Here is a 25,846-nt window from a genome sequence, read left to right as displayed (position 1 = left end):
AGTCGCAACGCAACGCTGTCGGATCCGATAGTGACGCAGATCTCAATGAGGTTGTACCGTCGTTACTGCGCACAGTCCTTCCGGCTACCGACCCGGAGGATGGCGTCGAACCGCTGATCGTCGAGGCCGATCGCATTCGTTTTTTTCCGACCCCTGAGCATGCCTACGTAGACCGTCGTCCCGATACCAGGAGACTCGTTGTCCAATCGACTTCGCGACTTTACGCCATAACATCGACCAGGCGGGCCATGCCTGGGCCGAACGATTTAATTCATGCATCTATTTCTCGGGGCTCAATCGTTTCGGATCGAATGCGGTCGACGGTCGGCATTATTACGGCAAATGAACGGCGGAGGTCGTGCAGGCTTAGCAAGATCTGCATCTACTCCGACAGTGAAGGAAGTTAAGGCAAATGAGTGGTTACGCATCGGGTCGTTTCGTCATGGTGGCCTTCGGGCTCGGTGAGCAGTTCTATTTGAATGCGGGGCTGGCTCCGGTAAATAGAGCCCCCTATGAGCGTCTCGGCATCACCGATGCTGCCCAGACATACTTTGCCACGCGGTCAGCTCCCCTCGGGGCTGTGCCGGCCGAAGTGGTGCTTGCAACATTTTATAACTTCCATCCGGACAAGATCAAGCGCTATATTCCTTCAGTCTTCGCATCGGCGACTCCGGCTGAAGTGCTCGAGGCACAACGTGAAGTGGCTGACGAAACATTGCGGGTTTACCTGGGGGATTGGGTCGATTCTTCCGATGCCAAGGAGGCGGCCGCAATTGTTCGGAGGGCAGCCGAGGGCAGGAACATTGCGGGTCGTCCCCTGTATGCTGGTCTGTCGGCTATGTCGTGGCCGGACAGAGGAAACACTCATCTGACGTTGTGGCACGGATTTACGCTGCTTCGCGAGTTTCGAGGCGACTCCCACATCGCAGTGCTTGTCGCCAACGGTATCGATGGTTGCGAGTGCGCTTTGCTGATGACTGCCGCTGCGATCGGCGGGTGCGAATGTCATAGTTTCTTCAACGACCTCGGACTGGTTTTCGACGTGGATGCGCCGGCGGATCCGAATGTGCTCGCGGACCGCGAGTGGCCGGCTGCCGAAAAGAGGGCCGCGTTGCAAAGGCTGGTTGACAGGGGGCTGCTTCAAGCCGATGGGTCAGTCACCCCTGCGGGGATGGCGCTGCATATCGAGATGGAAAAAGCTACCGACAGCGCATCGACGTCGCCGATCGACCGGGACGAGGGAAGTAAGGCTGATCGTTTGGCTGAGCTGATCGCTGAGCCGGTAGTGCGGATGAGAGGGGTTTTCAACCTTGCGTCGGTAGGTGAACCCGGCAGTGTCGATGTATAGCGGAAGCGATATTCGAGTAGCGGTCGGCTATTATGCGACCGCTACCGGAGAGTTCGAGTGGCGATCACGGAAGGATGTCCAGCGCGGCGCGCACGATGCTGTCGGTGTCGATTCCGTGGTAGCGGTAGACATCCTCGAGCGATCCGACCTGCCCGAAGTTGCTCACCCCGAGTGCGCAGCTGCGCACTCGGTTGATTCCGGCCAGGAACGCAAGGGTGTGCGGGTGTCCGTCCAGCACTGTGACCATCGGTGCCGCACGGTCGACGGGGAAGAGCTGGTCGAGGATCCACGTCTCGCTCGAGCCGCGGCCTCTTCTGGCCTGTAGCGCTTCGAATAGCAAGCCCGGGCTGGTGACACAGACGACGTCGGCGGATATGCCGGCCTGCTCGAGCCGGTCTCCGGCGTGGAGCGCCTCCGTTACCAGCGCGCCCTCCGCGACCAGGGTGATCTGTGGGCTGTCACGGCGTACCAGCGGATATCCACCCGCGACGACCTGACGGCGTCGGCGCTCCCGCGCGGCGGGATCGGACGGAACCGCTGCCAGTGCCTGGTCGACGGGCCGAGTCGACAGACGCAAGTAGGCCGACGTGCCATCCGGCCGCCCCATATGTGCCAGTGAAGCCAGCAGGGTCCACTCGACGTCGATCGCGAAGGCGAGGTCGTAGCCGACGCAACCGGGCTGTTCGAGTCCGATCGACGGGGTCTTGATCGACTGGTGTGCGCCGCCCTCCGAGGCCAGGGTCACACCGGACGGAGTGCCGACGAGAATGGACTGGCCGCCAGCGTAGATGCCGTACGACCACGGTTCGAGGGCACGTTCGACAAAGGGGTCGTAGAGGACGCCGATCGGAAACAGAGGTTGGCCCCAACGACTCCAGGTCGCTCCCAGCTCGCCTATCAAACCGACCAGGTTCGTCTCGGCGATGCCCAGTTCCATGTGCTGACCTGTAGGTCGCTCGTCCCAGTGCATGATCGTCTCGGCATCGTCGGCGAACCAGTTGTGCCGTTCGGCGGCCGACCACACGCCCACCTTGTTCACCCAGCCGCCGAGGTTGGTCGTCGAGCTGACGTCGGGGCTGACGGTCACGACACGCTGTGCGGCAGAAGGAGCCTCACGGGTCAGGTCCAGCAGGGCGCGCCCGAGCGCGGCCTGGGTGGTGGACGTGCCCTTGGGGGTGCGACCGAAGTCCGCGGGGAAAGCCACCGTCGGAGGTGCGGGCACCGGGTCACGCCGCAGGCGTGCCGCAGTCTCCTCGCACAGGCGTGCCGCGGCGGTGCCATTCGAGAACCGGCCCCACGGCTGCCGCGGGTCCATCCCCATTCTCTCGGCGAATCGGGCGTACTCGTCGACGCTCAGCAGCGCCGAGTGGTTCTGGGGATGTCCCTCGGTCGGCAGGTTGTAGCCCTTGACGGTGTAGGCGATGATCACGGTCGGGCGAGTATCGTCGATTTGGCGATACGCGTTGACGAGCGCAGGCAGATCGTGGCCGCCGAGGTTCCGGATCGCGGCTGAAACAGTGGCGTCGTCGAGGGTCGAGATCAGCGCGGCGATCGCATCACTGTCCGTTCCGTTGCCGGGTAGCCGGGTCCGGACCTCGTCAGCGCTGCAACGTAGGAGCCGCTGGTATTCGGGGTTGGGCATCTCGAGAATTCGCCGGCGCAGTTCTTCTCCACCGGACCGGGTGAACAACGACTCGAGAAGTTGTCCGAACTTGACAGTGATGACTTGCCAGCCTGCGGCGTCGAACATATTCGCGAGCCGGCCTGCGGCGATATTGGGGACCACGCGGTCCAGAGACTGGCGATTCAGATCGATGATCCACACCACCTCGCCCAGATCGGCGATCCCGGGGTCTGTGATTGCTTCCCACACCGCGCCTTCGTCGAGCTCGGCATCCCCGACGAGCGAGTACTGGCGACCGGCTCCGGTCGGACCGAGGTGGGCGTCGACGTAGCGACGTGCCATCGCGCCCCATATCGGGGCGGTGGCGCCGATGCCGACCGAACCGGTCGAGTAGTCCACGGTGTCGGGGTCCTTCGACCGGCTCGGATACGACTGCAGGCCGCCGAACTCCCGAAGGGTGGTCAGGTAGTGCTCGTCCAGATCGCCGAGCAGGTAGTTGATGCTGTGCAACACGGGAGAGGCGTGCGGCTTGACCGAGACTCGGTCGCCCGCTCGAAGCTGCGCGAACCACAACGAGGTCATGATCGAGACCATCGATGCGGACGAAGCCTGGTGGCCGCCGACCTTCAATCCCGATGGGTTGGGGCGGATGCGGTTGGCGTGGTGAATGATCGAGGTCGAAAGCCACAGCACGCGTTGCTCGATCACCTCGAGCGCCACAAGATCCAGGCCATCCCCTACTCGGGCGGCGATACGTGAGATATCACCATCGACGGACGCGTGGTTCATTGAACTTCCCTCGGATGCGTTCGATTCGTGCTCGCGAAACGGTGTCGCATCTCGCCGATGGTTTCGGCGCGGCTGACGAGTTCATCGTCGGTTCCGATGAGGCGCTTGGGTTCCCGGGTGAAGCCGATACCCGCAGGCGTTCCGGTGAATATCAGATCCCCCGGTCGTAGCGGAAGAATCGACGACAGGTACGAGACCAGGACAGGGATCGGAAAAATCAGATGCCGAGTTCGTGACTTCTGCATCTGCGCGCCCGACAGGATCGTCGAGATCTCGATGTCGTCGCGATCGTCGAACTCGTCCGGGGTGACCAGCACAGGGCCGATCGGAGCGAAACCGGCGAACGACTTTCCGAGATTGTATTGCTGAGGCGCCGGGCCCGACAACTGCAGATCTCGTTCGGAAAGATCTTGTCCGAGCGTCAAGCCGGCCACGTGATCCCAGCCTTGGGCAACAGGGACGTGTCGTGCCTGCTTGCCGATCACGGCCACGAGTTCCACCTCGAAGTCCACCGATCCCCCGGGATGTTCGATGGTGTCGTAGGGACCGGCGATCGACGCCGGGAACTTCGTGAACACGAAAGGCGCATCGGGCAGTGCCAGCCCGGATTCCTCGACATGGTCCGCGTAGTTGACTCCGACGGCGAAGATCTGACCGGGCCTGGGGACCGGGGCCCGCAACTCGGACTCGATGATCGGCGCCCCGACGGTAGCGTCGACCGAACTCGCCCACGCGATGAACTCATCCCACCTGTCGAAGATTTGTTGTGGTTCGGCGCGGAATTGTCCGCCGCTGGCATCCTCCACGTCGACTGCGACATCGCCTGCGACGATTTTGAGGCGGCCGGATTGGTTGGCCAAGCGCATGGCTGTCCTCCTGTGATCGGTCCCGAAGGTGCTCGACGGTGGGCTCGCGAGGTACTCAGCTGGTCAACGCGATCATGGGGTTCGGGAGGTCAGGGCTTGTCTCGAGGGCCCACGAGTGGGTGGTGATCTCGGAGACCGGCTTTCCCTCGGCAAGTGCTTCGCGCATCAGTTCCGGCACGAACGCGACGCCCACGGGGTTGTTCCCGTATTCGGGTCCGTTCATGTAGGCGGTCGCCGCGTCGGGGGTGGCGAAGTTGTCGATCTGGAGTTCCGCGAAGTTGCCATCCGGGTCCTGGTAATAGAGCGACGTCGTGACACCGTGCTGGATCGGCACCTTCGGCGCGATGCCCTTCTCCTTCAGGGCGTCGTGCCGATCGAGCAGATCGTCGAGGGTGGCGAAGGTGTAGGCGGTGTGGTGCATGCCCGCACCGCCGGGGTTCCGCGGTTCCAGCTGTATCGGGGCCTCGAGGAACGCCACTCGGTGGTGTTCATCATCGAAAGTGATGAAGCACAGTCCGTGCCCCTCGTAGACAACGTGCGCGTCCAGGACGGTGCAGTACCAGTCACGCATTTCTCCGAGGCGGCTGGTTTGCAGTACGACATGTGCGAACTTGGGCGTGGCGGTCATCGACGACTCCTTCTACTTCAGATTGCGGGTTGTGCACCCGAAAAGCGCTGGTGTTTGCCCGTCGGGGGTGTTCGAGCCATCTCTCGCGCGTCGCCAGCGGTCGGACGATTGCTGCATGTGATAACACATGTCTTGGTGAGTGGTGATGTAGGTCACCTGGCACCGAGATAAGTTCAACCCATCCCCGGGCTGGGTCGCTAGTGGCTGTGAACCAGCAAAAGCGGTGAGCGTTGGTGTGTAAACCAACAGGGACGTGATTGATTGGAAGGTGTTGATGCCACACTGGACCAGCAGGCTCCGTGCGAGCCGTGCACAGAGGTCGGCGCCCGAGTGGCTGGGACCGGAAGCGGACCGGGTTCGCGCAGCCCTCGGCGACGGCGCGGTGAACTGGGCGCTGGAGGTCGGTGAGAACATCACCGCGGAGATTTCTCGGGTGCTACCGGGAATTCGAGAAGGGGCGTCGGCGGTAGACGCGGTGCTCAGAGCGACGACGTCGACAACGCTGCAGGCGATAACGCTGGTCGCGGGGATCGGGGAATCGGACACCACTCTCGCCAGTGAAGAGGTCGACGAAGTCGCAGGCGAATTCGCCCGTCGGGGTATGGAGCTCAACGACCTACTGAAGTCCATTCGAGTCGGCTACGCCGTGCTCGCAGCCGCTCTTCTCGATGCGGCGACCGATCTCGTCACGGGAGAGAGCAGCGCCGAACTGCGGCGTGTTTCGATGTTGCTGTTCGAAGAACTCGACGACTTCACCGGCGTGGCGGCATCCGCGTTCCTCAAAGAACAGAGCGAGTGGGCGGCGGGAGTCTCCGCGGCACGCCTGGACCTCGCGACCCGGATGATCGCGGCCGAGCAGATCGACGCCAATCAGGCCGAGCAGGTGCTCGGCTATCCTCTCCGTGGGCCTCATATCGCGCTGATCGCATGGAGCGGGCGACATTTGAAGCACGATCTGCGCAGCATCGTCGATCCGGTACTGAGGCGGTGGGGCACTCCGACCGCCACGCTCGTCATCCCGGTCGGCATACAGGCGATTTGGGCGTGGGGCAGTGTGATCCCGAATCCGCGGGGCGATGTTCCCGAGTTCGCAGCCGATCTCGGTGAGACGTGTGTCGTCGTCGGAGAGCTCTCCTACGGTCTGGAAGGTTTTCGGCGCAGTCACCTCGAGGCTCGGGCGGTCGAGCGGCTCGTGCGCCTGCACTCAGGCCACCCGGCCACGGCAGTCGCGCACGAGGATGTCGCGCTCGAAGTGCTCCTACTGGCCGATCCCGACGCTGCCGCCCAGTTCGTGACTCGGGTCCTCGGTCGCCTCGCTTCCGATGACCCCCGGATGGCAGACCTGCGTTCCACTCTCCGCCGATATCTCGACATGGATCACAGTCTCGCCAAAGTCGCAGCAGCAGAACATATCTCCAAGAACACCGTCACCTACAGAGTTCAGAAAGCCCTGACGCTCTGTGCGCATACGGGAGGATCGACGACCGACTTGCGTGCCGCGCTGCGTGTGCACGAATGGCTCTACCAGAACCCCTTCTTCGAGAGATAGGGGCGTTCGGGCCGCTGGCGGTGGTGCGGCCGTTTCGGGGCGAACTGGCCTGAAAACCAAAAACAGGCAGCAATGCTGTGTCACGCAACAGTGCGGTGTGTGTCCCTTCTGCGCTCTACTTGTGGCGCAAGACACATACGGAACCCGAGGGATCATGGACGCCACGATCGGGGCTACGAGCCTCGATCGGTCGAGGTGAGGCTTCCCGAATGACACGCCTTCCCTGGTAAACGCCCATCAGAGGCGAACCAGCGCTCCCCCTTCCCCATCGGCGATCCCAGGTGGCGTTGCACGCACCCGGCGCCACAGCGGCGAATCAGCTTTGAAAGGCATCCTCATGAGTCATCCGACCAATAGTTCGTCAGAACGCGAGGCGCCTTCCGGGGACCTTGCGATCGACACGACGTTTCGTCGGTCCGTGCTGATCGCCGGTGCGGGCCCCGTTGGCATGATTCTCGCATTGGAGCTCAGTCTTCATGGAGTGACGAGCACGATCGTCGAGCAAGCGCCGCAGACCACGGGTTTTCCGAAGATGGATCTGACGAACGCACGCAGTATGGAACTACTGGACCGCCTCGGCCTGGTGGATGAGATCCGCTCTGTCGGAGTGGCGGCGGAGCACTCGCACGACGTCGTATTCTGCACGTCCATGGCGGGCCCGGAGGTAGGCCGCTGGTCATATCCCAGCGTGGAGGAGATGTCGAAGAGGATCGCTTCCGCGAACGACGGGACCACCCCTGCGCACGCCTGGCAACGGGTCACCCAGATCGAGGTCGAGAAGCTCCTCATGAGCCACTGCCTAGCTGACCCGAACATCGAGGTACTGCGACCGTGGCGAGTCGACGCGGTCCACCGGGCGAACGGCGGCGTGAAGGTCGACGTCGTTCCTCCTTCCGGTGGCGCCGGTCATACGATCGACGCGGACTACGTCGTCGGATGCGACGGAGCGGGATCGGTCGTCCGCCGCGCGATGAACCTGGAGATGGAAGGCGAGCGTGGTGTGATCACGTTCTGTCAGATCCATTTCAAGTCGCGGGATCTCGAGACCCTGCATTCGCACGGGCAGTTCTGGCACACGTTCTTTGTCGGCGGTGGAGTCGGGGCGATCATCGCTCAGGACGAGCGTGACACATGGACCCTCCAGACAAGCGCGATTACCGACGGCGTTCGAACCGAGGATATCGACAAGCAGGAACTCCTCGACGAGGTCTGCGGCCGGCACCTCGAAGTGGACGAGGTGCTGCAGAGCAGCGTATGGCAAGCGAACGTGCTGGTGGCGGACCGCTATCGTGATGGTCGGCTGTTCGTCGCCGGTGACGCCGCGCACGAGGTGATCCCTACTGGTGGGTACGGGCTGAACACAGGAATCGCCGACGCCGTCAACCTGGGATGGAAGCTCGCCGCCGTCATCAAGGGGTTCGGTGGCGACGCGCTGCTGGACACCTACGAGACCGAGCGGCGGCCGGTGGCCGTCACCGCGCGCGACTGGTCTTTCCGGCACCTGAATGTTCACGTCAATGCCCAGGAAATCGCCGACCGGGTGTTGATCGAGGGCGACAGTGCGGAATCGGAAGCGCACCGCAAACTTCTGGTCGACTACTTCGCATCGAATACGGGCGAGCACGAGAGTTTCGGTGTCGAGATGGGCTATCGATACCGTTCGTCGGCCATCATCCCCGATGGGAGCGATGTGGCGGATGGTGACGGCTCGAGCTACACCCCCACGACAACTCCCGGCGTGCGCGCACCGCACGTGATGCTCGCGAGTGGGACTTCCCCACTCGACGTCTACCGGAACAACTTCACCATCGTCAGCTTCGTCGGCAAATCAGCGGTCGCAGAGCTGCTGGAGGCTTCGGCGGCCGCTGGTGTCCCGTTGCGAGTTCTCGAGGTCGACGATGCGAACGCCCGGGTCGTATACGAGCGGGATCTGGTATTGGTCCGACCGGACGGTCACGTCGCTTGGCGTGGAGATCGGTTGCCCGAAGATGTTCCAGCTTTGATCCGGAAAGTGACCGGTCGGACCGAGTCTCAGGAGGTGGTGGCCCGTGCGGAAGCAGGCCCCGCCTCGATTGCCACAAAATAGTTTCTTGCTATACCCGACTCCAAAGGAGAAGTCCATGACTCGAACAACATTCGACCACGCGGCCGCAGCCACCGATTTTTACCGCGAACTCGACGCGAATGATCCCGGTGTATTCGAACGGCGGCTCACGGAAGACGCCGTCTTCGCCTTCAACGACTATGACCCGGTATCCGGACGTGACGCGATCGGGAAATTCGTCGTAGACTGGAAAGGAAATTTCGCATCCGTTACGCACGAGATCGTCAGCCTCACCACGGATTCGGCCCGAGGGTCGGTGGGTCTGGAATTGATCGTCTCCTACAAGTTCACAGACGGACGTATCGAAAAGGTCAAGGGCAGTTCTTTTCTCGATTTCGATGGCGACCGGATAAGTGGATACCGGGTATACGTCGACACGACTCGAATTTCGTGAATTCGATATAGATCTGAACTGCAGGAGCGCAAAATGGGAAAATTCGACGGCAAAGTCGCCCTGATCACCGGGGCTGCTCGGGGGCAGGGACGCAGTCATGCGGTGCGGCTCGCGGAAGAGGGCGCGGACATCATCGCGATCGACATCTGTGATCAGATCGCCAGTGCCGGTCACTCGATGGGGACCGAGGACGATCTGCAGAAGACAGTGAGTCTTGTAGAGAAGTTCGACCGGCGGATCGTCACGGCGAAGGCCGACGTTCGCGACCGGGCCGCCCTGGAAGAATCGGTGTCGGCCTGCGTGAGCGAGTTGGGCCGCCTCGACGTCGTTTCGGTCAACGCGGGTATCGCGTCGACATCCCAGGTTCTCGATCTGGAGGAACAGAGCTGGCAGGATGTGATCGACGTCAATCTCACCGGTGCCTTTCACACTGTGCAGGCCACTGTTCCGCACATCATCGCCGGCGGACGCGGTGGCTCGATCACTTTCACCAGCTCCGCTATGGGCCTTATGGCTGTGCCGAATCTCGGACACTACACCGCCACAAAGCACGGCGTACTCGGGTTGATGAAGACGCTGGCGCTGGAATTGGGTCCTCAATTCATCCGTGTGAACGCTATTCTCCCGACCAACGTGGACACGGACATGATCCAGAACGAGACAATTCTCAAATTGTTCATGCCTCATCTCGAAAAGCCGACGCGCGCCGACGCCGAGCTTCCGGACTCGAATTATGTGCGGGCGAATATCCTGCCGATTCCATGGGTGGACCCGGTCGACATCAGCAACGCTCTCGTGTTTCTCGCCTCGGACGATGCCAGGTTTGTCACGGGAGTTTCGCTGCCGGTGGATGCCGGCTTCCTCCTGAAGAAGTGAATCCATGGCTGCATGCTTGGGGAAATCCCTTGCATGCAGCCACGGTGCGGGGCCGGAACAATCGATGGCGGCGAGGCGTGTGAACGATGCTCACATTTAAACCGGCATCTGGTCGCGCAACGGCTCGGCGTGCGATAGCTACGAGAATCCTGTTTCTAGCACCGCAGGCCGGAAGCGTCGGGAATGGTCTCGGCTCCGGCCAGCAGTGTGCGCATCTTTCGCCCGATTCCTGGAAGTTCTTCTTTCCGCTCACTCCGGGTGATGGCGCAGACGGCAGCGACGGGAAGACCGTCCGGACTGCGCAGAGCGGTGGCCACGGAGTATACATTGGGAATTGTCAATCCCGGATTATAGGCGAGTCCTGTGGCCCTGATGTCGGGCAGTTCGGTCAGGAAGCGGTCCACTTCTTCACGTTCGTCCGGAGTCGCCGAGTGCAGCAGCGCATCCATGTCGCGTCCGGGAAGATTCGCCAGGATCACCTTTCCCGACGCGGTTCCGTACAGCGAGCGCCTGTTGTGGTTCCGGGCGGCGAATTCGAGTGCCGGCTCGTCGCCGAGCTGATCGATGTAAACCAGCGACATGCCAACCTGGATTCCGATCAGCACGCTGCACCCGACGGCGTCATGGATCCGCGGGAGGAGATCGCGGTCGATCTCCCGGGCCGCCATCCGGTTTCCGTTCAGCGTCAGCACAAAGGGTGCGGGACCGAGGTTGACCCGGTGATCTCTCTCGACGAGGTATCCCGTTGCGAGGAGCCCGTTGACCAGTTCGTGGATCGAGCTCTTCGGCGCGTCGAGACGGTCCGCGAGCGCGGCGAGCGTCAGGCCCGGGGTCACCGGAGCGACCGCGTCGAGGATGGCGGCGATTCGATCGACAGTGCGGTGGTGACGTGGCGGCATCGTTCCGACTCTAACGGTGAGGACATTGACGGCGTGGTCCGCCGTACTTATCGTATCCGTAGGTACGGATTTGTATCCGGATATACGGACGGAGCGGCATGAACGACAGCCACGCGGGGACCATTCGCGAGCAAGACCTCGGTTCGCCCCGAGGCGCCCTCGCGGGGATCGTCGTGCTCGACCTGGGGCAGGTCTATGCCGGGCCGTACTGCACCCATCTTTTGCGGTCGCTCGGTGCCACAGTGATCAAGATCGAGCCCTTCGGCGGTGAGCCGATTCGCTGGCGGTCCTCGGGTGCGACATCCGGACAGGCGTTTCTCATGCTCAACGCGGGTAAGAAGGGCGTGCGTCTGGACCTGAAGAAACCGCAGGGCAGAGATCTTTTCCTCGAGCTGGTACGTCGAGCGGACGTCGTCGTGGAGAACTTCGCCCCTGGTGTCATGGACAGGCTCGGCATCGGCTGGGATGTGCTGCACGCGGTGCGACCGACACTCGTCCTCGCGTCGGGTCGCGCCTACGGCGACCACCCTGCGGCCGAAGGAATGCGGGGGATGGACGTCACGGTGCAGGCCATGTCCGGGGTCGTGACCACGACAGGGTTCGCTGACCAGGCTCCGGTGAAGGCCGGGCCCGCGGTCGTGGACTTCGCTGCCGGGAGCCACCTGACGTCCGCGGTTCTCGCTGCCCTGTTCCAAAGGGAGCGGACCGGGGAGGGGCAACACGTGGAGGTGGCGATGCAGGACGCCATCGTCCCGACATTGACATCCAATATCGCGGGTCTGCTCGAAGCCGGCGGTGATTTTCCCGAGCGCACCGGCAATCGGCACGGTGGTCTCGCGGTGTGCCCGTACAACATTTACCCGGTCATCGATGGCTGGCTGGCAATCCTGTGCTTACGTCCGAAGCACTGGACCGATCTCTGCGGTCTCATGGGCCGTGACGATCTCGCGGACGATCCGGCACTCGCGACTCCGGCCGGCCGGGTTCTGAAGATGGATGACATCGATGACGCCGTGTCGGCGTGGACTCGCGGGCTGGACAAGGCCGAGGCATTCCGTCTGTTGCAGGCCGCGGACGTTCCGGCCGCGCCGGTCCGGTCTCTGAACGAGGTGATTCACGATCCGGTGCTGCGGGATCGGGGGATGCTCACCGAGATCGGAGAGGGAGAGCGTGCGTGCACCGTGCTCGGAAGCCCGCTGCAGATGGGTGACTCGCCGGCGCCCGCCGCTCCTGCGCCGCTGCTCGGCGAAGACACCGAGGAGGTACTTCGAACATTCCTCGAGATGTCCCCCGAAGATATCGGCCGACTGCGGGAAGAAAGCGTCATCTGAATCGGACGCGAAAGGACGAAACAGTGGTGAAGGTATGCATCGTCGACGATCACGAGGTTGTGCGAGAGGGCCTGCGAGCGATACTCTGCGCCTTCGAAAACCCCCACGTCGAGATCGTGGGGGAAGTGGGCACAGGCGCGGATTCCTTGAAGGTGCAGTCCCTCGAACGGCCCGAGCTCTTTCTCGTTGATTATCGCCTTCCCGACATGTCCGGTGACCGATTGTGCAAGGCACTCCTGCAGGCGCGGCCGGATACAGCAGTGGTCGTCGTCAGCAGCTCCAACGCGGAGGACGTCATTCATCGGTGCCTTCGCGCCGGAGCCGCGGGATATGCCACGAAGGGTGCGGGTCTGAAGGAGCTTCGGGGTCTGCTCACCGCCGTGCTGGCCGGTCAGGTAGGTGTGGTGCGTCGTGACCTGATGCCCGGCACATCGGAACACTCTCGGCCGATACAGGGCGGCCGGGCGCTGACACAGCACCAGATACGGGTATTGGAGCTGGTAGCGGAAGGACTGACCTATGGTCAGATAGCGCGACGCCTGCACATATCCGAGTCCACAGTTCGCTTCCATGTCAACGGAATCAAGGAAAGAGTCGGGGTCAGAACGACGCCCGAACTCATCGTCACCGCTCTTCGCGAGGGCCTGATCGACCCCGAAGTGGCCACAGCAGGGGAAACCACATGTCTGCGCTGAATTCTGTTTCCGCCGATACCGTGGACGACGTGCGAGCGCTCCGGTTCGTGCAGACCGCACGCGGGATACTCGGTGCACAGACCGTGACGTTGTCGGACCGGCACGCGATTGTGGCGTGCTGCGGCCTCCCCACCGGATTGAGCTCGCCGGCGCCGGTGGACGGATCCCGGTTGTGCGCGGATTTTCCGTTGCAGCACTACAGGTCTCGCGACGTAACAGTCGCCACCGTGTCCAGCGGCGCCGACGGCCGCTACACGCTCACGGCGGAATGGACCTACACGCCCGTCGTCGAACGGCATGTAGCGGTGGCCTTTCGCGCACTGGCACGCCTTGCGGCGGCCGCTGTCGACAACACCCGGCCGGCTGAACAATGCCTGATCGTCGCCGGTGGCCACATCCTGGCTGAGCTCGCGTTGACGGTGGAGTCGATCGAAGAGCTGCTCGGAGGTGTGACCGCCGCATTGGGCGCTCTCGTCGACGGGACATCCGCGGGGGTATCGGTGCTCAACGACCGCAATATCCTCCAAGTACTTCCCGGCTCGTTCGGGGCGTCCGGCGATCTCGTGGCCGCGGCTGTCGTGCAGCGTACGGATGTGGCCACTTCGACGGCCGAAGTGTTCCGGAGCGGTGAGACCATGCTGTCGAACCATCCCGAGGTCGAGATCCCTCGCTTTCCGGAGTGGTATGCGGCCTTCCGGGTCGAGCGCCTCATCACGCTGCCGATAAATGTCGGGGGAGAAAGACTGGGTGTCGTCCACGTCGCCAATCGGCCGACCGCATTCACCTGGCGTCACGCGCATCTGGCCGAGCGCCTCACACCGTTCATAGCATCGGCGGTGGCGCAAGTTCGTCAGCGCCTCGAAATGAAACAACGCGAAGAGTTGGTAGCCACCGTCGGTCGTGCGGCCGCCGCTATCGCATCGGGGCGCGGTCTCGGTGAGATCGAGCCGTTTCTGGACGAACTTCGAGTGGTGCTGTCCTGCGTGTCCGCGGTGGTCGCCTACCGGGAAACCGGGCATCGGGCGATCACCGGCGATCCCGAATCGGTGGAGTCGGTGACCGGATTCCTGAAAGGGATCGACGCGGAGTCCTCCGGTCTGCGTAGTGCGATGTACAGGCCCGCGTTGCCCGGCGAATTCGGATGGGTCTCCATTCAGGTTCCCATTACGGTCGACGGTGAGGTGCGCGCAACGCTGGCGTTGCTCCGAACGCCTTGGTTACCGTTCCGCCGACACGAGCGTAACGCCGCCCGACGAATGGCCGAGACGATCGCACTGGGATGGACGACCGATCGGTATTTGCGTGAGCAGGCAGAGACCGCGCGTATGAAGGAACGGTTGCGTATCGCGGATGATATCCACGATCGGGTAGCACAGTTGCTCTTCGCCGGAAAGCTATCTCTGCAGAGTCTAGAGGAGTTCTTCGAACGCGAGATGCCCGCGAATCATCCAGGATCCCTGGAGGTGCGACGCGCGCTGGACCTGATGGAGCGCAGCGACTACGAGGTTCGACAGGTGATCAACCACCTTGCGGCAGCGGCCGACCCCGGGCGATCCCTGTGTGAGGAACTGCTCGCCACAGTGGCCGAGGTCGAACTGCAGTTCGGCATCGAGATCGGAGTCGATCTGCCCGATGGGGACGACTTGCCCGAGTTGGGCGCCCGTGCGTCCGCGGCGCTGCTTGCCGCCGGGCGGGAAGCCATGATCAATGCCGCGAAGCACGCGGGTCCGTGCACGATCTCTGCGACGCTGACCCGCCGAATTCCGGACCGGGTGATTCTTCGAGTGTCCGACGACGGTGTCGGGCTCGGGGGTGCGGCACCCGGCTACGGACTGACCTCCACTCGCCGTAAGTTGACCGAGCAGTCCGCGTCGATGGTGCTCAAGCCCGGGCCCGCCGGGGGCGTCGAAGTCATCATCGAGATGCCGGGGAAGCGACGTCAACTGGCGTAAGCGCCAGTTGCCGCAGGATTACCCCGGTCTACACGATGGAGGGCATGCGGTATCCGTATCCGAGGACCGATGTGTTCCCTGTTTCGATAGGAGTCCTGCGATGACTGATGTCGGACGAGTGAGTCCCGCTCTGCGCGACGATCACCTGGGGCTTGCGCTCGATCCGCAAATGCGAGCGGTGGTTGAAATGTTTCAACAGCACTTCGACGAACCCATGCGTGTTCTCGGAGCCTCCGAGATCCGTGCGCGCCGGGCTGCGCTGAGTCGCGGTGCAAGTCCGACGAGCGAGCTCGCGGCCGTCGTGGATCTCGTTATTCCTGGTCGAGACTGTGGCATTCCGGCACGCCACTATCGTCCGCAGAGTGGACCGGCGCAGGGTGTGGTCGTGTATTTCCACGGCGGCGGATGGGTATTCGGCGGTATCGACGAATCGGATGGGCTCTGTCGCCTGCTCGCGGGTCTGACCGGTTGTGACGTTGTCAGCGTCGATTATCGGCTCGCGCCCGAGCACCCCTATCCAGCGGCAGCCAATGATGCCGTCGATGCGGTCGATTGGGTTTCGAACACGATAGCCGCGCAAGCACCGCTGGTGGTGATGGGCGACAGTGCCGGCGGCAACCTCGTCGCGGCGGCCGTGCAGCACGCGAGCAGGTCGGAACGTACGGAGATCGTTCTGCAAGTGCTCGTTTATCCGGTTCTCGACCATCGAATGAGCACGGCTTCCTATCGCGATCGCGGTGAACGCCTGCTCATCAGTGCCGACGATATGGACTGGTTCTGGTCACAGTACGTCCCCGATATCGCCATGCGCGGCGAGGTCGGCGCCTCGCCCGGTCTGTCGGCAGACCTGCGCGGGCTCCCGCCAACGATAGTCGTTGTCGCGGAACATGATCCGCTGCACGATGAGGGCCTCGACTACGCACACCGGCTGGGCGAGGCATCCGTACCGACGACGGTACATCGCTACGACACGATGGCTCACGGGTTCTTTTCCATGGTCGGAGCTCTCACAGTCGCCGACGACGCCGTTCGCGCGGTCGCGGTCGCGATCTCCGACGCCTGCCGTCCATCGAAACCCTGACGGATGCAACAGGTTCGGCAGCATCCCCGGACTCGTAGCGTGAATGTATGTCCTCCACCACAAAAGACGAATCGCAGGCCGATTTGTTCGGCAACCTTCCCGACTCGATGTACATCGGAGGGGAATGGACGGCCGCGGACTGCGGTGCGGTCTTGGAATCCATCGATCCATCGACCGGCACGGCCTGGACGAGCGTGCCGGCCGGGGATGCCGCTGACGTCGACCGGGCAGTCGCCGCCGCGACCGACGCGTTGGCGGGGGAGTGGGGCGAAACACAAGGCCCGGCGCGGGCACGGTTGCTCAACAAGCTGGCAGACCTCGTCGAACGTGATGCCAACCGTTTGGCGGCCGTCGAGACACGCGACAACGGCAAGTTGATTCGCGAGACCCGACCGGTCGTGGGGCAGGTCGTGGCGTGGCTTCGCTACTTCGCCGGCGCCGCGGACAAGATCGCCGGTCATACGCTCCCCACCGGAGACTCCAATTACTTCGTCTACACGACGCGCGAACCGGTCGGTGTCGTGGGAGCGATCATCCCGTTCAATTCCCCGCTCCTGATCACGACGATGAAGGTTGTTCCGGCATTGGCTGCCGGCTGTTCGGTGGTCATCAAGACCGCGGACCAGACTCCCACTTCTACCCTTCTCCTGGCCGAACTCGTCGAAGAAGCGGGTTTTCCGGCGGGAGCATTCAATGTCTTGACCGGAACGGGTGTCGTCGGCGACGCCCTTGCCAGGCATCCCGGTGTCGCGCTGGTCAGTTTCACCGGCTCAACGGCGGTAGGGGCCAAGGTCATGAAGGCGGCCGCAGAGCATGTCGCGCCGGTGACCCTCGAATTGGGTGGCAAGTCGCCGAACATCGTCTTCGCGGACGCCGATCTCGATGCGGCTGTCAACGGTGTCATCGGCGGAGTGTTCGCCTCGACGGGACAGATGTGCATAGCCGGCGGACGTCTGCTCGTACAGGAGGAGGTCCACGATGAGCTGGTCGAGCGGCTTCGCGCGCGGGCGGAGAAGATCCGGCTCGGTGACCCACAGGATATGGCCAGCGAGATGGGGCCGCTGGTCAGCGAAGCGCAGTTGACCAAGGTTCTCGGCCTGGTCGCGAGTGCCGTGGACGAGGGAGCCACCCTGGTCACCGGTGGCAGGCGAGCTACTCCCGAACAGGTTTCCGGTGGGTATTTCGTCGAGCCGACCATTTTTGCCGGGGTCCGGCCCGATATGCGATTGGCTCGCGAAGAGGTTTTCGGCCCGGTGCTCGCTGTCATCCCGTTCCGCGACGAGGCGCATGCCGTCGAACTCGGCAACGACACCGAATTCGGCCTCGCCGGTGGTGTGTGGACACGGGACGTGCAGCGCGCTCACCGGATGGCCAAGCGTCTGAAGTGCGGGGTCGTCTGGATCAACTGCTACCGCAACTACTCACCACACGTTCCGTTCGGCGGTATGCGGAAAAGCGGTTTCGGAAGGGAGAACGGCCTCGACGCAGTCCTGGACTACACCCAGGTCAAGTCCGTGTGGCTCGAACTGTCGGGTGGGACTCGCGATCCCTTCACGCTCCCTCGCAGCTGATCTGCACAGAAAGGATCACAGATAGTGCAGCACACAGCGCACGAACCCGATTTCGACGTGGTTGTTGTCGGCGCGGGTTTTTCCGGGCTTTATCTGGCCCACCGCGCGACGCGGATGGGCATGCGGGTTCGCGTGTTCGAGGCCGGCGCGGACGTGGGCGGTACGTGGTACTGGAACACTTACCCCGGCGCCCGTTGTGATGTGGAGAGCGTCGACTACTCGTATTCCTTCTCGGAGGAACTCCAGCAGGAGTGGGTGTGGTCGGAGCGGTACGCGGCGCAGGAGGAGATCCTGGCGTACCTCAACCATGTCGCCGACCGCTTCGATCTTCGCCGCCACATCGTGTTCGACACCCGGATCACCGGCTGCCGGTTCATCGGGGGCGGCTGGGAAATCGAGACCGCTACAGGTGAAATCGTTCACGCTACCTTTTGCGTGATGGCGACCGGTGGGCTGTCGGCGCCGAAGCGTCCGGAGTTCGAAGGCCTCGACGGCTTTCGGGGAGAATGGTTCCACACTGCCCGCTGGCCGAGAGAGGGAGTCGATTTCGCAGGCAAGCGGGTCGCCGTGATCGGCACGGGATCCACGGGAATCCAGGTCATCCCGAAAGTCGCGCAGGAGGCAGAACACCTCTACGTGCTTCAACGCACCCCGAACTTCACCGTGCCGGCACGGAATCGGCGACTGACCGACAATGAACTCGGATCCGTCAAGGCCGACTACGCCGCACGCCGGACTCGCACGCGCCGCACGCCGGGCGGAATGCCGTTTCTCCTGGAGCCCAGGCCGGGCGCTGATCTCACACTGGAAGAGCGTCGAGAGGTGCTCGAAGAAGCTTGGCGAATCGGAGGGGCGCCTGCCGTGCTACGAGCATTCTCGGACGGTTTGGCGGATCTCGAGGTCAACGCCACCGTAGGTGATTTCGCTCGGTCCAAGATCACGCAGACCGTCGACGACCCTCGGACTGCGAGGGCCTTGAGCCCCACCGACTACCCGTTCGGCGCCAGGAGGCTCTGTGCGGACACCGACTATTACGCGACCTTCAACAGGTCGAATGTGGAGTTGGTCGATCTACTGAAGAACCCCGTGGAGCGCATCACGGGCACCGGCTTTGTCAGTGGCGGGGTGGAGTACCCCGTCGACGTGATCATCTTCGCAATCGGCTTCGACGCGATCAGCGGCGCCGTGCTGGAAATGGACATCAGGGGGAGAGGCGATCGCCGGCTGCTGGAGTACTGGCGCGAAGGGCCGAAGGCGGCGCTCGGCATTCAAGTCGCGGGCTTCCCGAACCTCTTTCTGGTCAACGGACCCGGCAGCCCCTCCGTGCTCGGAAACGTCGTCGCCTTCGCCGAGCAACATGTCGAGTGGATCACCGATTGCATCGACTATCTGCGCACGAACGGCCTCTCCACGATCGAATCGACGGCGGAGTTCGACGAGCAGTGGGCCCAGCATGTCGACGAGATCGCTTCGACCACCCTCTATGTGAAGGCCAAGTCGTGGTACACCGGCGAAAACGTCCCTGGTAAGCCACGTCGATTCCTTCCCTACGCCGGGGGCCTCGATCGATATCGGGACAAATGCGACGAAATAGCAGCCAACCGATATAGGCCTTTCCTATTGGACGGTGTCGACACGTCGGCCACCGCCGCAGTGGGCTGACCATGACAACCGTGACCCGGATCCTGTCGGAAACGACAGTGACGCGGGTCTCATCTACCTCGTAGCGTCGAATGCGAACGTAAAGGTCGCCAACGCGGCGACGCGGAAGCGACAGCAGCCGTGGCGATCCGCTCGCTCGGCAATCGATGCGAGGAACGCGCGTACGGCAGATCTCTCGGCCCGCCCTGCGATCGTTTCCTGACTCAGCAGTAAACAAGGAGAATCCTATGACGAACCGGCTCCGCTTCGGTGTGTTCCACGCGCCGTACCACCTGCCGATGGGCCAGAATCCCAATCTTGCCTTGCATCGTGATATCAAATTCATCCAGCATCTCGACGATCTCGGTTTCGATGAGGCGTGGATCGGTGAGCATCACTCGTGTGGATGCGAGATCATCAGTGATCCCATCACTTTCATCGCGAACGTGGCGCCTCAGACGAAGTCGATCAAGCTCGGCACGGGCGTGCTGTCGCTTCCCTACCATCACCCGCTGTGGGTTGCCGATCGCTTCATTCTGCTCGACCACCTGACCCGTGGTCGCGCCATGCTCGGTCTCGGACCGGGTGCACTCACCACCGACGCCTATATGATCGGCATCGATCCGCTGGAGCAGCGCAACGCCCTCGAGGAAGACGTCGATATCCTCAAGCGCCTGTTTGCCGGTGAGACCGTCAGCCACAAGACCTCTCGCTACGAATTGGTCGAGGCCCGCACCCAATTGCGGCCCTATTCGGATTTCGAGGTCGCCGTCGCGGCGGTGGCATCGCCCACCGGTCCGCGGATCGCGGGTAAGTACGGTGACGGTGTCCTGTCGATCGGCGCGACCATGTCGGCGATGGCGCCCGATGGCGTCGACACCCTTGCTCTGCACTGGGATGTCATGGAGCAGCGCGCTGCCCAGTTCGGTCAGGTCGCGGATCGCTCCAAGTGGCGCCTCGTCGGTCCGATGCATATCGCGGAGACCCGGGAGCTGGCCCGTGAGCAGGTTCGCCACGGCATCGATGCCTGGTTCGATTACTTCCAGGACGTGCAGGCCGCGGTCCACTTCAACGTTGCCGGCAGAACCACCGAGGAGCGTATCGACTTCGTGATCAACTCCGGTCTCGGGGTGATCGGCACGCCCGACGATGCGATCGAACAGATCTCGAAGCTCGAGGCCCAGTCCAAGGGCGGATTCGGAGCGTATCTGGTGATGACGCACGAGTGGGCTGACTGGGCAACTACCCTGCATTCCTATGAATTGATGGCGGAGCGGGTATTCCCCGCCTTCCAGGGGAGCGTCGAGGCGCTGCGCGCGAGCGCCGAATGGGCCGCGACAACCCGCAGCGACCTCGGCGGCGCACAGATGAAGAGCGTCGAGAACGCCATGGCCAAGCACGCCGCGGAAACCGCCGCCGCTTCCTGAACAGAGGTCGTTTCATGAACAATTTGACAGGCAAAGTCGCCTTCATCACCGGAGCCGCCCGCGGCCAGGGACGAAGTCACGCAATCGAACTCGCGCGAGCCGGCGCCGATATCATCGCGGTCGATATCGCTCACGACGAACCGGAATTGGGACTCGGGTATCCGCTCGGGTCGCAAGAGGAACTCGCCGAAACCGCGAAACAGGTCGAAAACCTCGACCGGCGGGTCGTCACCGCGCATGTCGACGTCCGTGACGGTCAAGCGATCGGTGCGGCGCTGCGAAGCGCTGTCGCTGAACTCGGCAGGCTCGACATCGTGGTCGCGAACGCCGGAATCGCGGCCTCGTCGATCCCGGCTCACGAGATCACCGAAGCCCAGTGGGAGCAGATGCTCGCGATCAACCTGACCGGAGTGTGGAAGACCTGCCGAGCCGCAGTGCCGTACCTGATCGAGGGCGGCCGCGGCGGCTCGATGATCCTCACCAGTTCGGCGGCCGCGCTGCGCGTCTATCAGGGGATTGCCGCGTACAGCGCCGCGAAACACGGGGTGGTCGGGTTGATGAAGACAATGGCCGCGGAACTCGGCCAGCACTCTATTCGTGTCAACAGCGTGCATCCGACTCAGGTCGATACACCGATGATCATGAACAACGAGACGTACAAGATCTTCCGGCCGGATCTCGAGCATCCGACGAAAGAGGACTTCGAGGAAGCCTCGGCCTCGCTGCACATTCTCCCGGTGGCGGTCGCCGACCCGCTCGATATCAGCAAGGCCGTCGTCTTCCTGGCCTCCGATGATGCCCGGCTGATTACCGGGATCACCTTGCCGATCGACGCCGGTCTGCTCCTCAAGTAGCGGCGGTCCGAGGAGGAGTACCGGTGAAGTTCCACGTAGACGCACGCTTCGTCGAGGGCAAGGATCCCGCACCCGAGATGGCCGCCGAACTTGCTCGTGTCAATGAACTGCGCGCTGCGGGCGTCATCGAGCAGTTGATCCGGCGTACCGACGACACCGGCGCCTTCTTGATCATGGAGGCTCCCGATGCCGCCGCGCTCGAGGAAGCGCTCGAGTCGCTGCCTTTCGCCCGATCCAGCACGATGACATTCGTTGTGGACGTCGTCGAAATCCTCTGATTCGTCTCTGGCGCACTTCGTCGGGATGGTGCGCGGAGCAGTGCCATATATCGTCTATACAAGGAGTTATCGAAATGGGACGACTCGCAGGGAAAGTCGCGGTGGTCACCGGCGCTGCACGTGGTCAGGGGCGAAGTCACGCTGTTGCGCTGGCCAAGGAGGGTGCGACCATCGTCGCGGTCGATGTTCTCGAAAAGTTGCGCACGCCGCTGCACGCGGGTTCGACGGCGGAGGATATGGCCGAGACCGTACGCCTGGTCGAGAAGGAAGATCAGAGAATTTTGGCGCGCAAAGTCGATGTGCGCGATCTTGCTGCCCTGAAATCGCTTGCCGACGAGGCGATGACCGAGTTCGGTCGAATCGACGTCCTCGTGGTGAATCACGGAATCTGGGCCATTTCCGAAAACAGCTGGGAGACCGAAGAAGAGGACTGGCAGGAGAGCGTGGACGTTCTCCTGACAGGGGCTTGGAAGGCGACAACGGCTTTCATTCCGAAAATAATCGAAGGTGGCCGAGGTGGGTCCGTCGTCCTCACGTCGTCGGCAATGGGCATCAAGGCTCAGCCATCCTCGGTGGCCTACACGGCCGCGAAACACGGCGTGCTGGGGTTGATGAAAACCCTTGCCTGGGAGGCGGGATCCCACAACATCCGGGCCAACGCGATTCTTCCGGGCATGGTCGACACCGAGATGCTTCGGGGCGGGACGATCGAGAAGTCGAGCGAATGGCAGCCGCGGTTCTTCTCGCTCGATCGGTCGCTCCTGCCCGACGGTCTCATTCCGCCCGATGGGATTTCGCGCGCCGTGGTATTTCTCGCTTCCGATGATTCGGCCTTCATCACCGGCGCGGCGCTGCCGGTAGATGCCGGCTGGACCACGTTCTGAGGAAACGCAGTGGAATCGTTCGAGGTAAAGCTGGGCAATGTCACGCATCCCGTCGAGGACGTCGTCGCCGCAGCGTCGTTCTATCGGGAGAGCCTCGGCCTTGTCGCAAAATTCGTCGACGGGGATCGGTACGCCGCGCTCGACGCCGGCGGGCCGGTGCTGGCGCTGGTCTCGCCACGCGAGGACCTTGCCGAGCGCGTGGCGGCGTCCTTCAAGGTTGCCGATGTGACCGCGGCACTCGCCGCTGTCGAACGAGCGGGCGGCAGGATCGTTCGCCAGGCAGAACGGGGACCGCACGAAGTTCGCGCCGTCGCCGCCGATCCTTGGAACAACGTATTCGTGCTCTACGGACCCTCATAAAGAACAAGACTGCGGACCCAGGGCGCTGAGTCCCGGTGTCGCCTCGCGAAGAAAGGACAGGCATGCGCCGGCTCCCCGTTTCATCCACGCTGGTACGTGACAACGTAGAGCGTGCGGTCGCCGCGATGAAAGCCGGACGCGTGGTCGTGGTTGTCGACACCGACCGGAACAGCGGTGACCTGGTGTTCGCCGCGGAATATGCCACGACGGAGTTGCTCGCCTTCACCATTCGCCACACCTCGGGATTCGTGTGTGTCGCACTGACCGAACAGGATTGCTCGAGACTCGAACTTCCTCCGGTGAGTCACAGTGTCGGGGACACGCTGGGAAGCGCGTATCGAGTGTCGGTCGATCTTCGTGGAAATGGCACCGGAATATCGGCGGTCGATCGTGCCGGTACTATTGCCGGACTTTCCTCGGCACATGCCGAACCCGACGATTTCAGTCGCCCCGGACACGTCATACCGATCGCGGTCGGTGCGCACGGTGTGCTCGGGCGCCCCGGGCGGGCGGAGGCCGCGGTCGATCTGGCGAGGCTCGCGGGTCTTCGCCCGGCCGGAGGTCTCTGTGAGATCGTCTCGACGGATCGACCGTGTGAGATGGCGCAGGGGGAGGAACTGGAGCGGTTTGCCGCGGAGCACGATCTCCAACTGGTCGGCATCGAGGACCTGGTCGCCTACCGCAGACTCACCGAACCCCAGGTACACAGGCACGCTGATGCCGGACTCCCCACGGCGTATGGACTGTTTCGTGCCGTGGGTTATCGCGGCGATCACGATGCCGCTGAGTACGTCGCGCTGGTCCGCGGTGACGTGGACGGCGCGGATGTTCCCATCCATGTGCATACAGAATGCCTGACCGGAGACGTATTCGGTTCCGGCGCTTGTGATTGCGGGACGCGCCTCGCGGCCGCGCTCGACACCGTGGCCGGTATGAAGTGTGGTGTGGTCGTGTACGTACGACCCGATGGTCCGCCCAATGCCTGTGGGCTCTCGGGCCATTCGCGTGTCGGCGATACCGAGAGGATCAACGCCGCTGTCGCGTGCATCCTGTCGGATCTGGGTGTTGCATCGGCTCAGCTCACCGCCCTCGACCTTGCTTCGGGGTCGCCGGCCCCGATCCTCGCCGAGCGGGCCAGCGCATGAGCGGCGCGGAAGAACTTGTGAACGTCTCCGAGAAGGTGTGACGCAGAATGATTGAGATCGATCCGTTCGACCAGGATGCCGGCGGGCTCCGCCGGGCCTTCGCGTGCTTTCCCTCCGGGGTGACAGCCGTATGTTCGATCGTCGACGGTGAACCGGTCGGGATGGCGGCGAGCTCGTTCACCGCGGTGTCGCTCACCCCTCCGCTGGTGTCGGTGTGCGTACAGGACACGTCGGAAACCTGGCCGCGGCTGCGGAGTTCCCGCCGATTGGGGTTGAGTGTCCTCGCGGAGGGACATGATCAAGCCTGTCGCAGCTTGTCGAACAAGACCGGCGATCGATTCGCCGGCGTCGAGTGGGACCGTTCTCGCGGCGGCGGCATCTTCGTCCACGGCTCGAGCCTGTGGCTCGAGTGCTCGCTCCATGCCGAGGTCGAAGCGGGAGATCACGCCATCGCCATACTTCAGGTGCACGGACTTCGCGCGGAGCCGGATACGCCTCCATTGATTTTTCATGGCAGTCGCTTCCGTCGTCTGGCTGCGATATGACCCGCCAGGCACCGGTCCGGCGTACGGAGGCCGGTGGGTTGCTGGATGTGAAGGCGCGCGAAGATATCGCGAACGCGGTCGTCGGGCGGACCCGGGAATTGACGATGGTTCTCGCTACCGTGTCTGCCGGCAAGGATATTCTGATCGAGGGCCCTCCGGGGACATCCAAGTCGACATTACTGCGTGCGATTACCGATCATTGGGGCGTTCCCTTCGTTCTCGTCGAAGGTAACGCCGAACTGACACCTGCGCGGCTGGTGGGCCATCACAATCCGGCTCGGGTCCTGCGCGAAGATTATTCCGAGGACAATTTCGTCGCGGGGCCGCTCGTGCAGGCTATGCGGACCGGTGGGTTCTTGTATATCGAAGAACTCAACCGCACCCCGGAGGACACTCTCAACGTGTTGCTCGGCGCGATGGCCGAACGATGTGTCCATATTCCCCGAGTCGGGAAGGTCACCGCGCAGCCGACCTTCCGCTTGCTGGCATCCATGAATCCGTTCGACAACATCGGGACGGCACGAATTTCGGACTCCGTATACGACCGGTGGAATCGCCTGGCGGTGGATTATCAGAGTGCCGAGGAAGAGTGCGCCATCGTGGCTCGGCAGACAGGCTGCACGGACCAGGACCTGATCGACGACAGCGTCGCGCTGACCCGGGCTACGCGCATCCACCCCGATCTTCGGCGCGGATCGTCTGTCCGCGGGGCGATCGACCTCGCCGCGATAGCCACGGCAATGAGAGCAATCGCATCGGATTCCGATCGGCTGCACATCGTGCGTGACGCGGCTCTCCTGGCACTGTCTGCCCGGGTGGCCGTGGACGATGCGGCCGACGTATCCCCGGAACAAGTCATCACCGAAATCTGGGAGAACCATTTTTTCTGCGACCCCGGCGGGCAGCGCCGGGTCGCAACAGTCTGAACGTCGACAGTGCCGTCGCGCTGCCCACTGCGGATTTCGGTGAGCGGCGGCCACTTGCTCCGCTGCGCCGCAAACCCAA

Annotated in this window: 23 protein-coding genes; 19 read left to right on the top strand and 4 right to left on the bottom strand. The window is 63.1% G+C overall.

Features of this window, described 5'->3' with window-relative positions; translation table 11 throughout:
* Positions 1–412: 412 nt before the first annotated feature.
* Complete coding sequence (locus tag JZ791_RS04480) at positions 413–1,348, top strand: SCO6745 family protein (protein ID WP_216892854.1); 936 nt, start codon at positions 413–415, stop codon at positions 1,346–1,348.
* A 64-nt stretch (positions 1,349–1,412) separates the two neighbouring features.
* Here JZ791_RS04480 and JZ791_RS04475 read toward each other — a convergent pair whose 3' ends face one another.
* From JZ791_RS04475 to JZ791_RS04465, 3 genes are read right to left on the bottom strand one after another with little or no spacing between them, the layout of a single operon-like run.
* Positions 1,413–3,761, bottom strand: a complete 2,349-nt coding sequence (locus JZ791_RS04475; protein WP_216892853.1) for a thiamine pyrophosphate-binding protein — start codon at positions 3,759–3,761, stop codon at positions 1,413–1,415.
* Positions 3,758–4,627, bottom strand: a complete 870-nt coding sequence (locus tag JZ791_RS04470; protein WP_216892852.1) for a fumarylacetoacetate hydrolase family protein — start codon at positions 4,625–4,627, stop codon at positions 3,758–3,760. The genes JZ791_RS04475 and JZ791_RS04470 overlap by 4 nt, the downstream gene beginning before the upstream one ends.
* 55 nt (positions 4,628–4,682) lie before the next feature.
* Positions 4,683–5,255: a VOC family protein gene (locus JZ791_RS04465; protein WP_216892851.1), complete on the bottom strand. Its 573-nt coding sequence runs from the start codon at positions 5,253–5,255 to the stop codon at positions 4,683–4,685.
* Between the two features lie 274 nt (positions 5,256–5,529).
* Here JZ791_RS04465 and JZ791_RS04460 point away from each other — a divergent pair, with 274 nt between their 5' ends.
* From JZ791_RS04460 to JZ791_RS04445, 4 genes are all read left to right on the top strand, one after another.
* On the top strand, positions 5,530–6,804 hold the full coding sequence (locus JZ791_RS04460; protein ID WP_216892850.1) for a PucR family transcriptional regulator: 1,275 nt from the start codon (positions 5,530–5,532) through the stop codon (positions 6,802–6,804).
* A gap of 337 nt (positions 6,805–7,141) precedes the next feature.
* Positions 7,142–8,890, top strand: coding sequence for an FAD-dependent monooxygenase (locus tag JZ791_RS04455; protein WP_216892888.1), 1,749 nt, complete (start codon positions 7,142–7,144; stop codon positions 8,888–8,890).
* Between the two features lie 34 nt (positions 8,891–8,924).
* On the top strand, positions 8,925–9,302 hold the full coding sequence (locus JZ791_RS04450; RefSeq protein WP_216892849.1) for a nuclear transport factor 2 family protein: 378 nt from the start codon (positions 8,925–8,927) through the stop codon (positions 9,300–9,302).
* Positions 9,303–9,335: 33 nt separating this feature from the next.
* Positions 9,336–10,178 carry a mycofactocin-coupled SDR family oxidoreductase gene (locus tag JZ791_RS04445; RefSeq protein WP_216892848.1) on the top strand — a complete coding sequence of 281 codons (843 nt, stop codon included), beginning with the start codon at positions 9,336–9,338 and terminating at the stop codon, positions 10,176–10,178.
* A 155-nt stretch (positions 10,179–10,333) separates the two neighbouring features.
* Here JZ791_RS04445 and JZ791_RS04440 read toward each other — a convergent pair whose 3' ends face one another.
* Entirely contained in the window at positions 10,334–11,077 is a 744-nt protein-coding gene (locus JZ791_RS04440) for an IclR family transcriptional regulator (protein ID WP_216892847.1), read from the bottom strand.
* Positions 11,078–11,175: 98 nt separating this feature from the next.
* Between JZ791_RS04440 and JZ791_RS04435 the strand changes: the two genes are divergently transcribed.
* The 14 genes from JZ791_RS04435 to JZ791_RS04370 all read left to right on the top strand — a co-directional run bounded on the left by JZ791_RS04435 (position 11,176) and on the right by JZ791_RS04370 (position 25,767).
* Positions 11,176–12,408 (top strand): CaiB/BaiF CoA transferase family protein, encoded by a 1,233-nt coding sequence (locus JZ791_RS04435; RefSeq protein WP_216892846.1) that lies wholly within the window; start codon positions 11,176–11,178, stop codon positions 12,406–12,408.
* A gap of 23 nt (positions 12,409–12,431) precedes the next feature.
* Entirely contained in the window at positions 12,432–13,103 is a 672-nt protein-coding gene (locus JZ791_RS04430; RefSeq protein WP_216892845.1) for a response regulator transcription factor, read from the top strand.
* Positions 13,091–15,055 (top strand): GAF domain-containing sensor histidine kinase, encoded by a 1,965-nt coding sequence (locus tag JZ791_RS04425; RefSeq protein ID WP_216892844.1) that lies wholly within the window; start codon positions 13,091–13,093, stop codon positions 15,053–15,055. Before JZ791_RS04430 ends, JZ791_RS04425 begins: the two co-directional genes overlap by 13 nt.
* 100 nt (positions 15,056–15,155) lie before the next feature.
* The gene (locus JZ791_RS04420; protein WP_216892843.1) at positions 15,156–16,136 is read left to right on the top strand and encodes an alpha/beta hydrolase; all 981 of its coding nucleotides are present in this window, start codon (positions 15,156–15,158) and stop codon (positions 16,134–16,136) included.
* A 47-nt stretch (positions 16,137–16,183) separates the two neighbouring features.
* Entirely contained in the window at positions 16,184–17,707 is a 1,524-nt protein-coding gene (locus JZ791_RS04415) for an aldehyde dehydrogenase (protein WP_216892842.1), read from the top strand.
* A 24-nt stretch (positions 17,708–17,731) separates the two neighbouring features.
* Positions 17,732–19,369: a flavin-containing monooxygenase gene (locus JZ791_RS04410; RefSeq protein ID WP_308162766.1), complete on the top strand. Its 1,638-nt coding sequence runs from the start codon at positions 17,732–17,734 to the stop codon at positions 19,367–19,369.
* A 227-nt stretch (positions 19,370–19,596) separates the two neighbouring features.
* On the top strand, positions 19,597–20,775 hold the full coding sequence (locus JZ791_RS04405) for an LLM class flavin-dependent oxidoreductase (RefSeq protein ID WP_216892841.1): 1,179 nt from the start codon (positions 19,597–19,599) through the stop codon (positions 20,773–20,775).
* Between the two features lie 14 nt (positions 20,776–20,789).
* The gene (locus JZ791_RS04400; RefSeq protein WP_216892840.1) at positions 20,790–21,629 is read left to right on the top strand and encodes a mycofactocin-coupled SDR family oxidoreductase; all 840 of its coding nucleotides are present in this window, start codon (positions 20,790–20,792) and stop codon (positions 21,627–21,629) included.
* A gap of 23 nt (positions 21,630–21,652) precedes the next feature.
* A complete protein-coding gene (locus JZ791_RS04395) occupies positions 21,653–21,907 on the top strand; it encodes a muconolactone Delta-isomerase family protein (RefSeq protein WP_216892839.1) in 255 nt (84 codons plus the stop codon).
* Positions 21,908–21,981: 74 nt separating this feature from the next.
* On the top strand, positions 21,982–22,791 hold the full coding sequence (locus tag JZ791_RS04390; RefSeq protein ID WP_216892838.1) for a mycofactocin-coupled SDR family oxidoreductase: 810 nt from the start codon (positions 21,982–21,984) through the stop codon (positions 22,789–22,791).
* Between the two features lie 9 nt (positions 22,792–22,800).
* Positions 22,801–23,151 (top strand): VOC family protein, encoded by a 351-nt coding sequence (locus tag JZ791_RS04385; protein ID WP_216892837.1) that lies wholly within the window; start codon positions 22,801–22,803, stop codon positions 23,149–23,151.
* A gap of 62 nt (positions 23,152–23,213) precedes the next feature.
* Positions 23,214–24,296, top strand: coding sequence for a 3,4-dihydroxy-2-butanone-4-phosphate synthase (locus JZ791_RS04380; protein WP_216892836.1), 1,083 nt, complete (start codon positions 23,214–23,216; stop codon positions 24,294–24,296).
* A 47-nt stretch (positions 24,297–24,343) separates the two neighbouring features.
* On the top strand, positions 24,344–24,841 hold the full coding sequence (locus JZ791_RS04375; RefSeq protein WP_216892835.1) for a flavin reductase family protein: 498 nt from the start codon (positions 24,344–24,346) through the stop codon (positions 24,839–24,841).
* On the top strand, positions 24,838–25,767 hold the full coding sequence (locus tag JZ791_RS04370) for an AAA family ATPase (RefSeq protein ID WP_216892886.1): 930 nt from the start codon (positions 24,838–24,840) through the stop codon (positions 25,765–25,767). The genes JZ791_RS04375 and JZ791_RS04370 overlap by 4 nt, the downstream gene beginning before the upstream one ends.
* Positions 25,768–25,846: the final 79 nt, after the last annotated feature.

The organism is Nocardia alni, assembly GCF_019038435.1.
GTDB classification, from domain to species: Bacteria; Actinomycetota; Actinomycetes; order Mycobacteriales; family Mycobacteriaceae; genus Nocardia; species Nocardia alni.
This window is presented reverse-complemented; position numbering and strand designations above follow the sequence as displayed.

Coding starts and splice junctions, on each gene's coding strand:
- JZ791_RS04480 (WP_216892854.1), top strand. CDS start 413: ATGAGTGGTTACGCATCGGGTCGTTTCGTCATGGTGGCCTTCGGGCTC.
- JZ791_RS04475 (WP_216892853.1), bottom strand. CDS start 3,761: ATGAACCACGCGTCCGTCGATGGTGATATCTCACGTATCGCCGCCCGA.
- JZ791_RS04470 (WP_216892852.1), bottom strand. CDS start 4,627: ATGCGCTTGGCCAACCAATCCGGCCGCCTCAAAATCGTCGCAGGCGAT.
- JZ791_RS04465 (WP_216892851.1), bottom strand. CDS start 5,255: ATGACCGCCACGCCCAAGTTCGCACATGTCGTACTGCAAACCAGCCGC.
- JZ791_RS04460 (WP_216892850.1), top strand. CDS start 5,530: ATGCCACACTGGACCAGCAGGCTCCGTGCGAGCCGTGCACAGAGGTCG.
- JZ791_RS04455 (WP_216892888.1), top strand. CDS start 7,142: ATGAGTCATCCGACCAATAGTTCGTCAGAACGCGAGGCGCCTTCCGGG.
- JZ791_RS04450 (WP_216892849.1), top strand. CDS start 8,925: ATGACTCGAACAACATTCGACCACGCGGCCGCAGCCACCGATTTTTAC.
- JZ791_RS04445 (WP_216892848.1), top strand. CDS start 9,336: ATGGGAAAATTCGACGGCAAAGTCGCCCTGATCACCGGGGCTGCTCGG.
- JZ791_RS04440 (WP_216892847.1), bottom strand. CDS start 11,077: ATGCCGCCACGTCACCACCGCACTGTCGATCGAATCGCCGCCATCCTC.
- JZ791_RS04435 (WP_216892846.1), top strand. CDS start 11,176: ATGAACGACAGCCACGCGGGGACCATTCGCGAGCAAGACCTCGGTTCG.
- JZ791_RS04425 (WP_216892844.1), top strand. CDS start 13,091: ATGTCTGCGCTGAATTCTGTTTCCGCCGATACCGTGGACGACGTGCGA.
- JZ791_RS04420 (WP_216892843.1), top strand. CDS start 15,156: ATGACTGATGTCGGACGAGTGAGTCCCGCTCTGCGCGACGATCACCTG.
- JZ791_RS04415 (WP_216892842.1), top strand. CDS start 16,184: ATGTCCTCCACCACAAAAGACGAATCGCAGGCCGATTTGTTCGGCAAC.
- JZ791_RS04405 (WP_216892841.1), top strand. CDS start 19,597: ATGACGAACCGGCTCCGCTTCGGTGTGTTCCACGCGCCGTACCACCTG.
- JZ791_RS04400 (WP_216892840.1), top strand. CDS start 20,790: ATGAACAATTTGACAGGCAAAGTCGCCTTCATCACCGGAGCCGCCCGC.
- JZ791_RS04390 (WP_216892838.1), top strand. CDS start 21,982: ATGGGACGACTCGCAGGGAAAGTCGCGGTGGTCACCGGCGCTGCACGT.
- JZ791_RS04380 (WP_216892836.1), top strand. CDS start 23,214: ATGCGCCGGCTCCCCGTTTCATCCACGCTGGTACGTGACAACGTAGAG.
- JZ791_RS04375 (WP_216892835.1), top strand. CDS start 24,344: ATGATTGAGATCGATCCGTTCGACCAGGATGCCGGCGGGCTCCGCCGG.
- JZ791_RS04370 (WP_216892886.1), top strand. CDS start 24,838: ATGACCCGCCAGGCACCGGTCCGGCGTACGGAGGCCGGTGGGTTGCTG.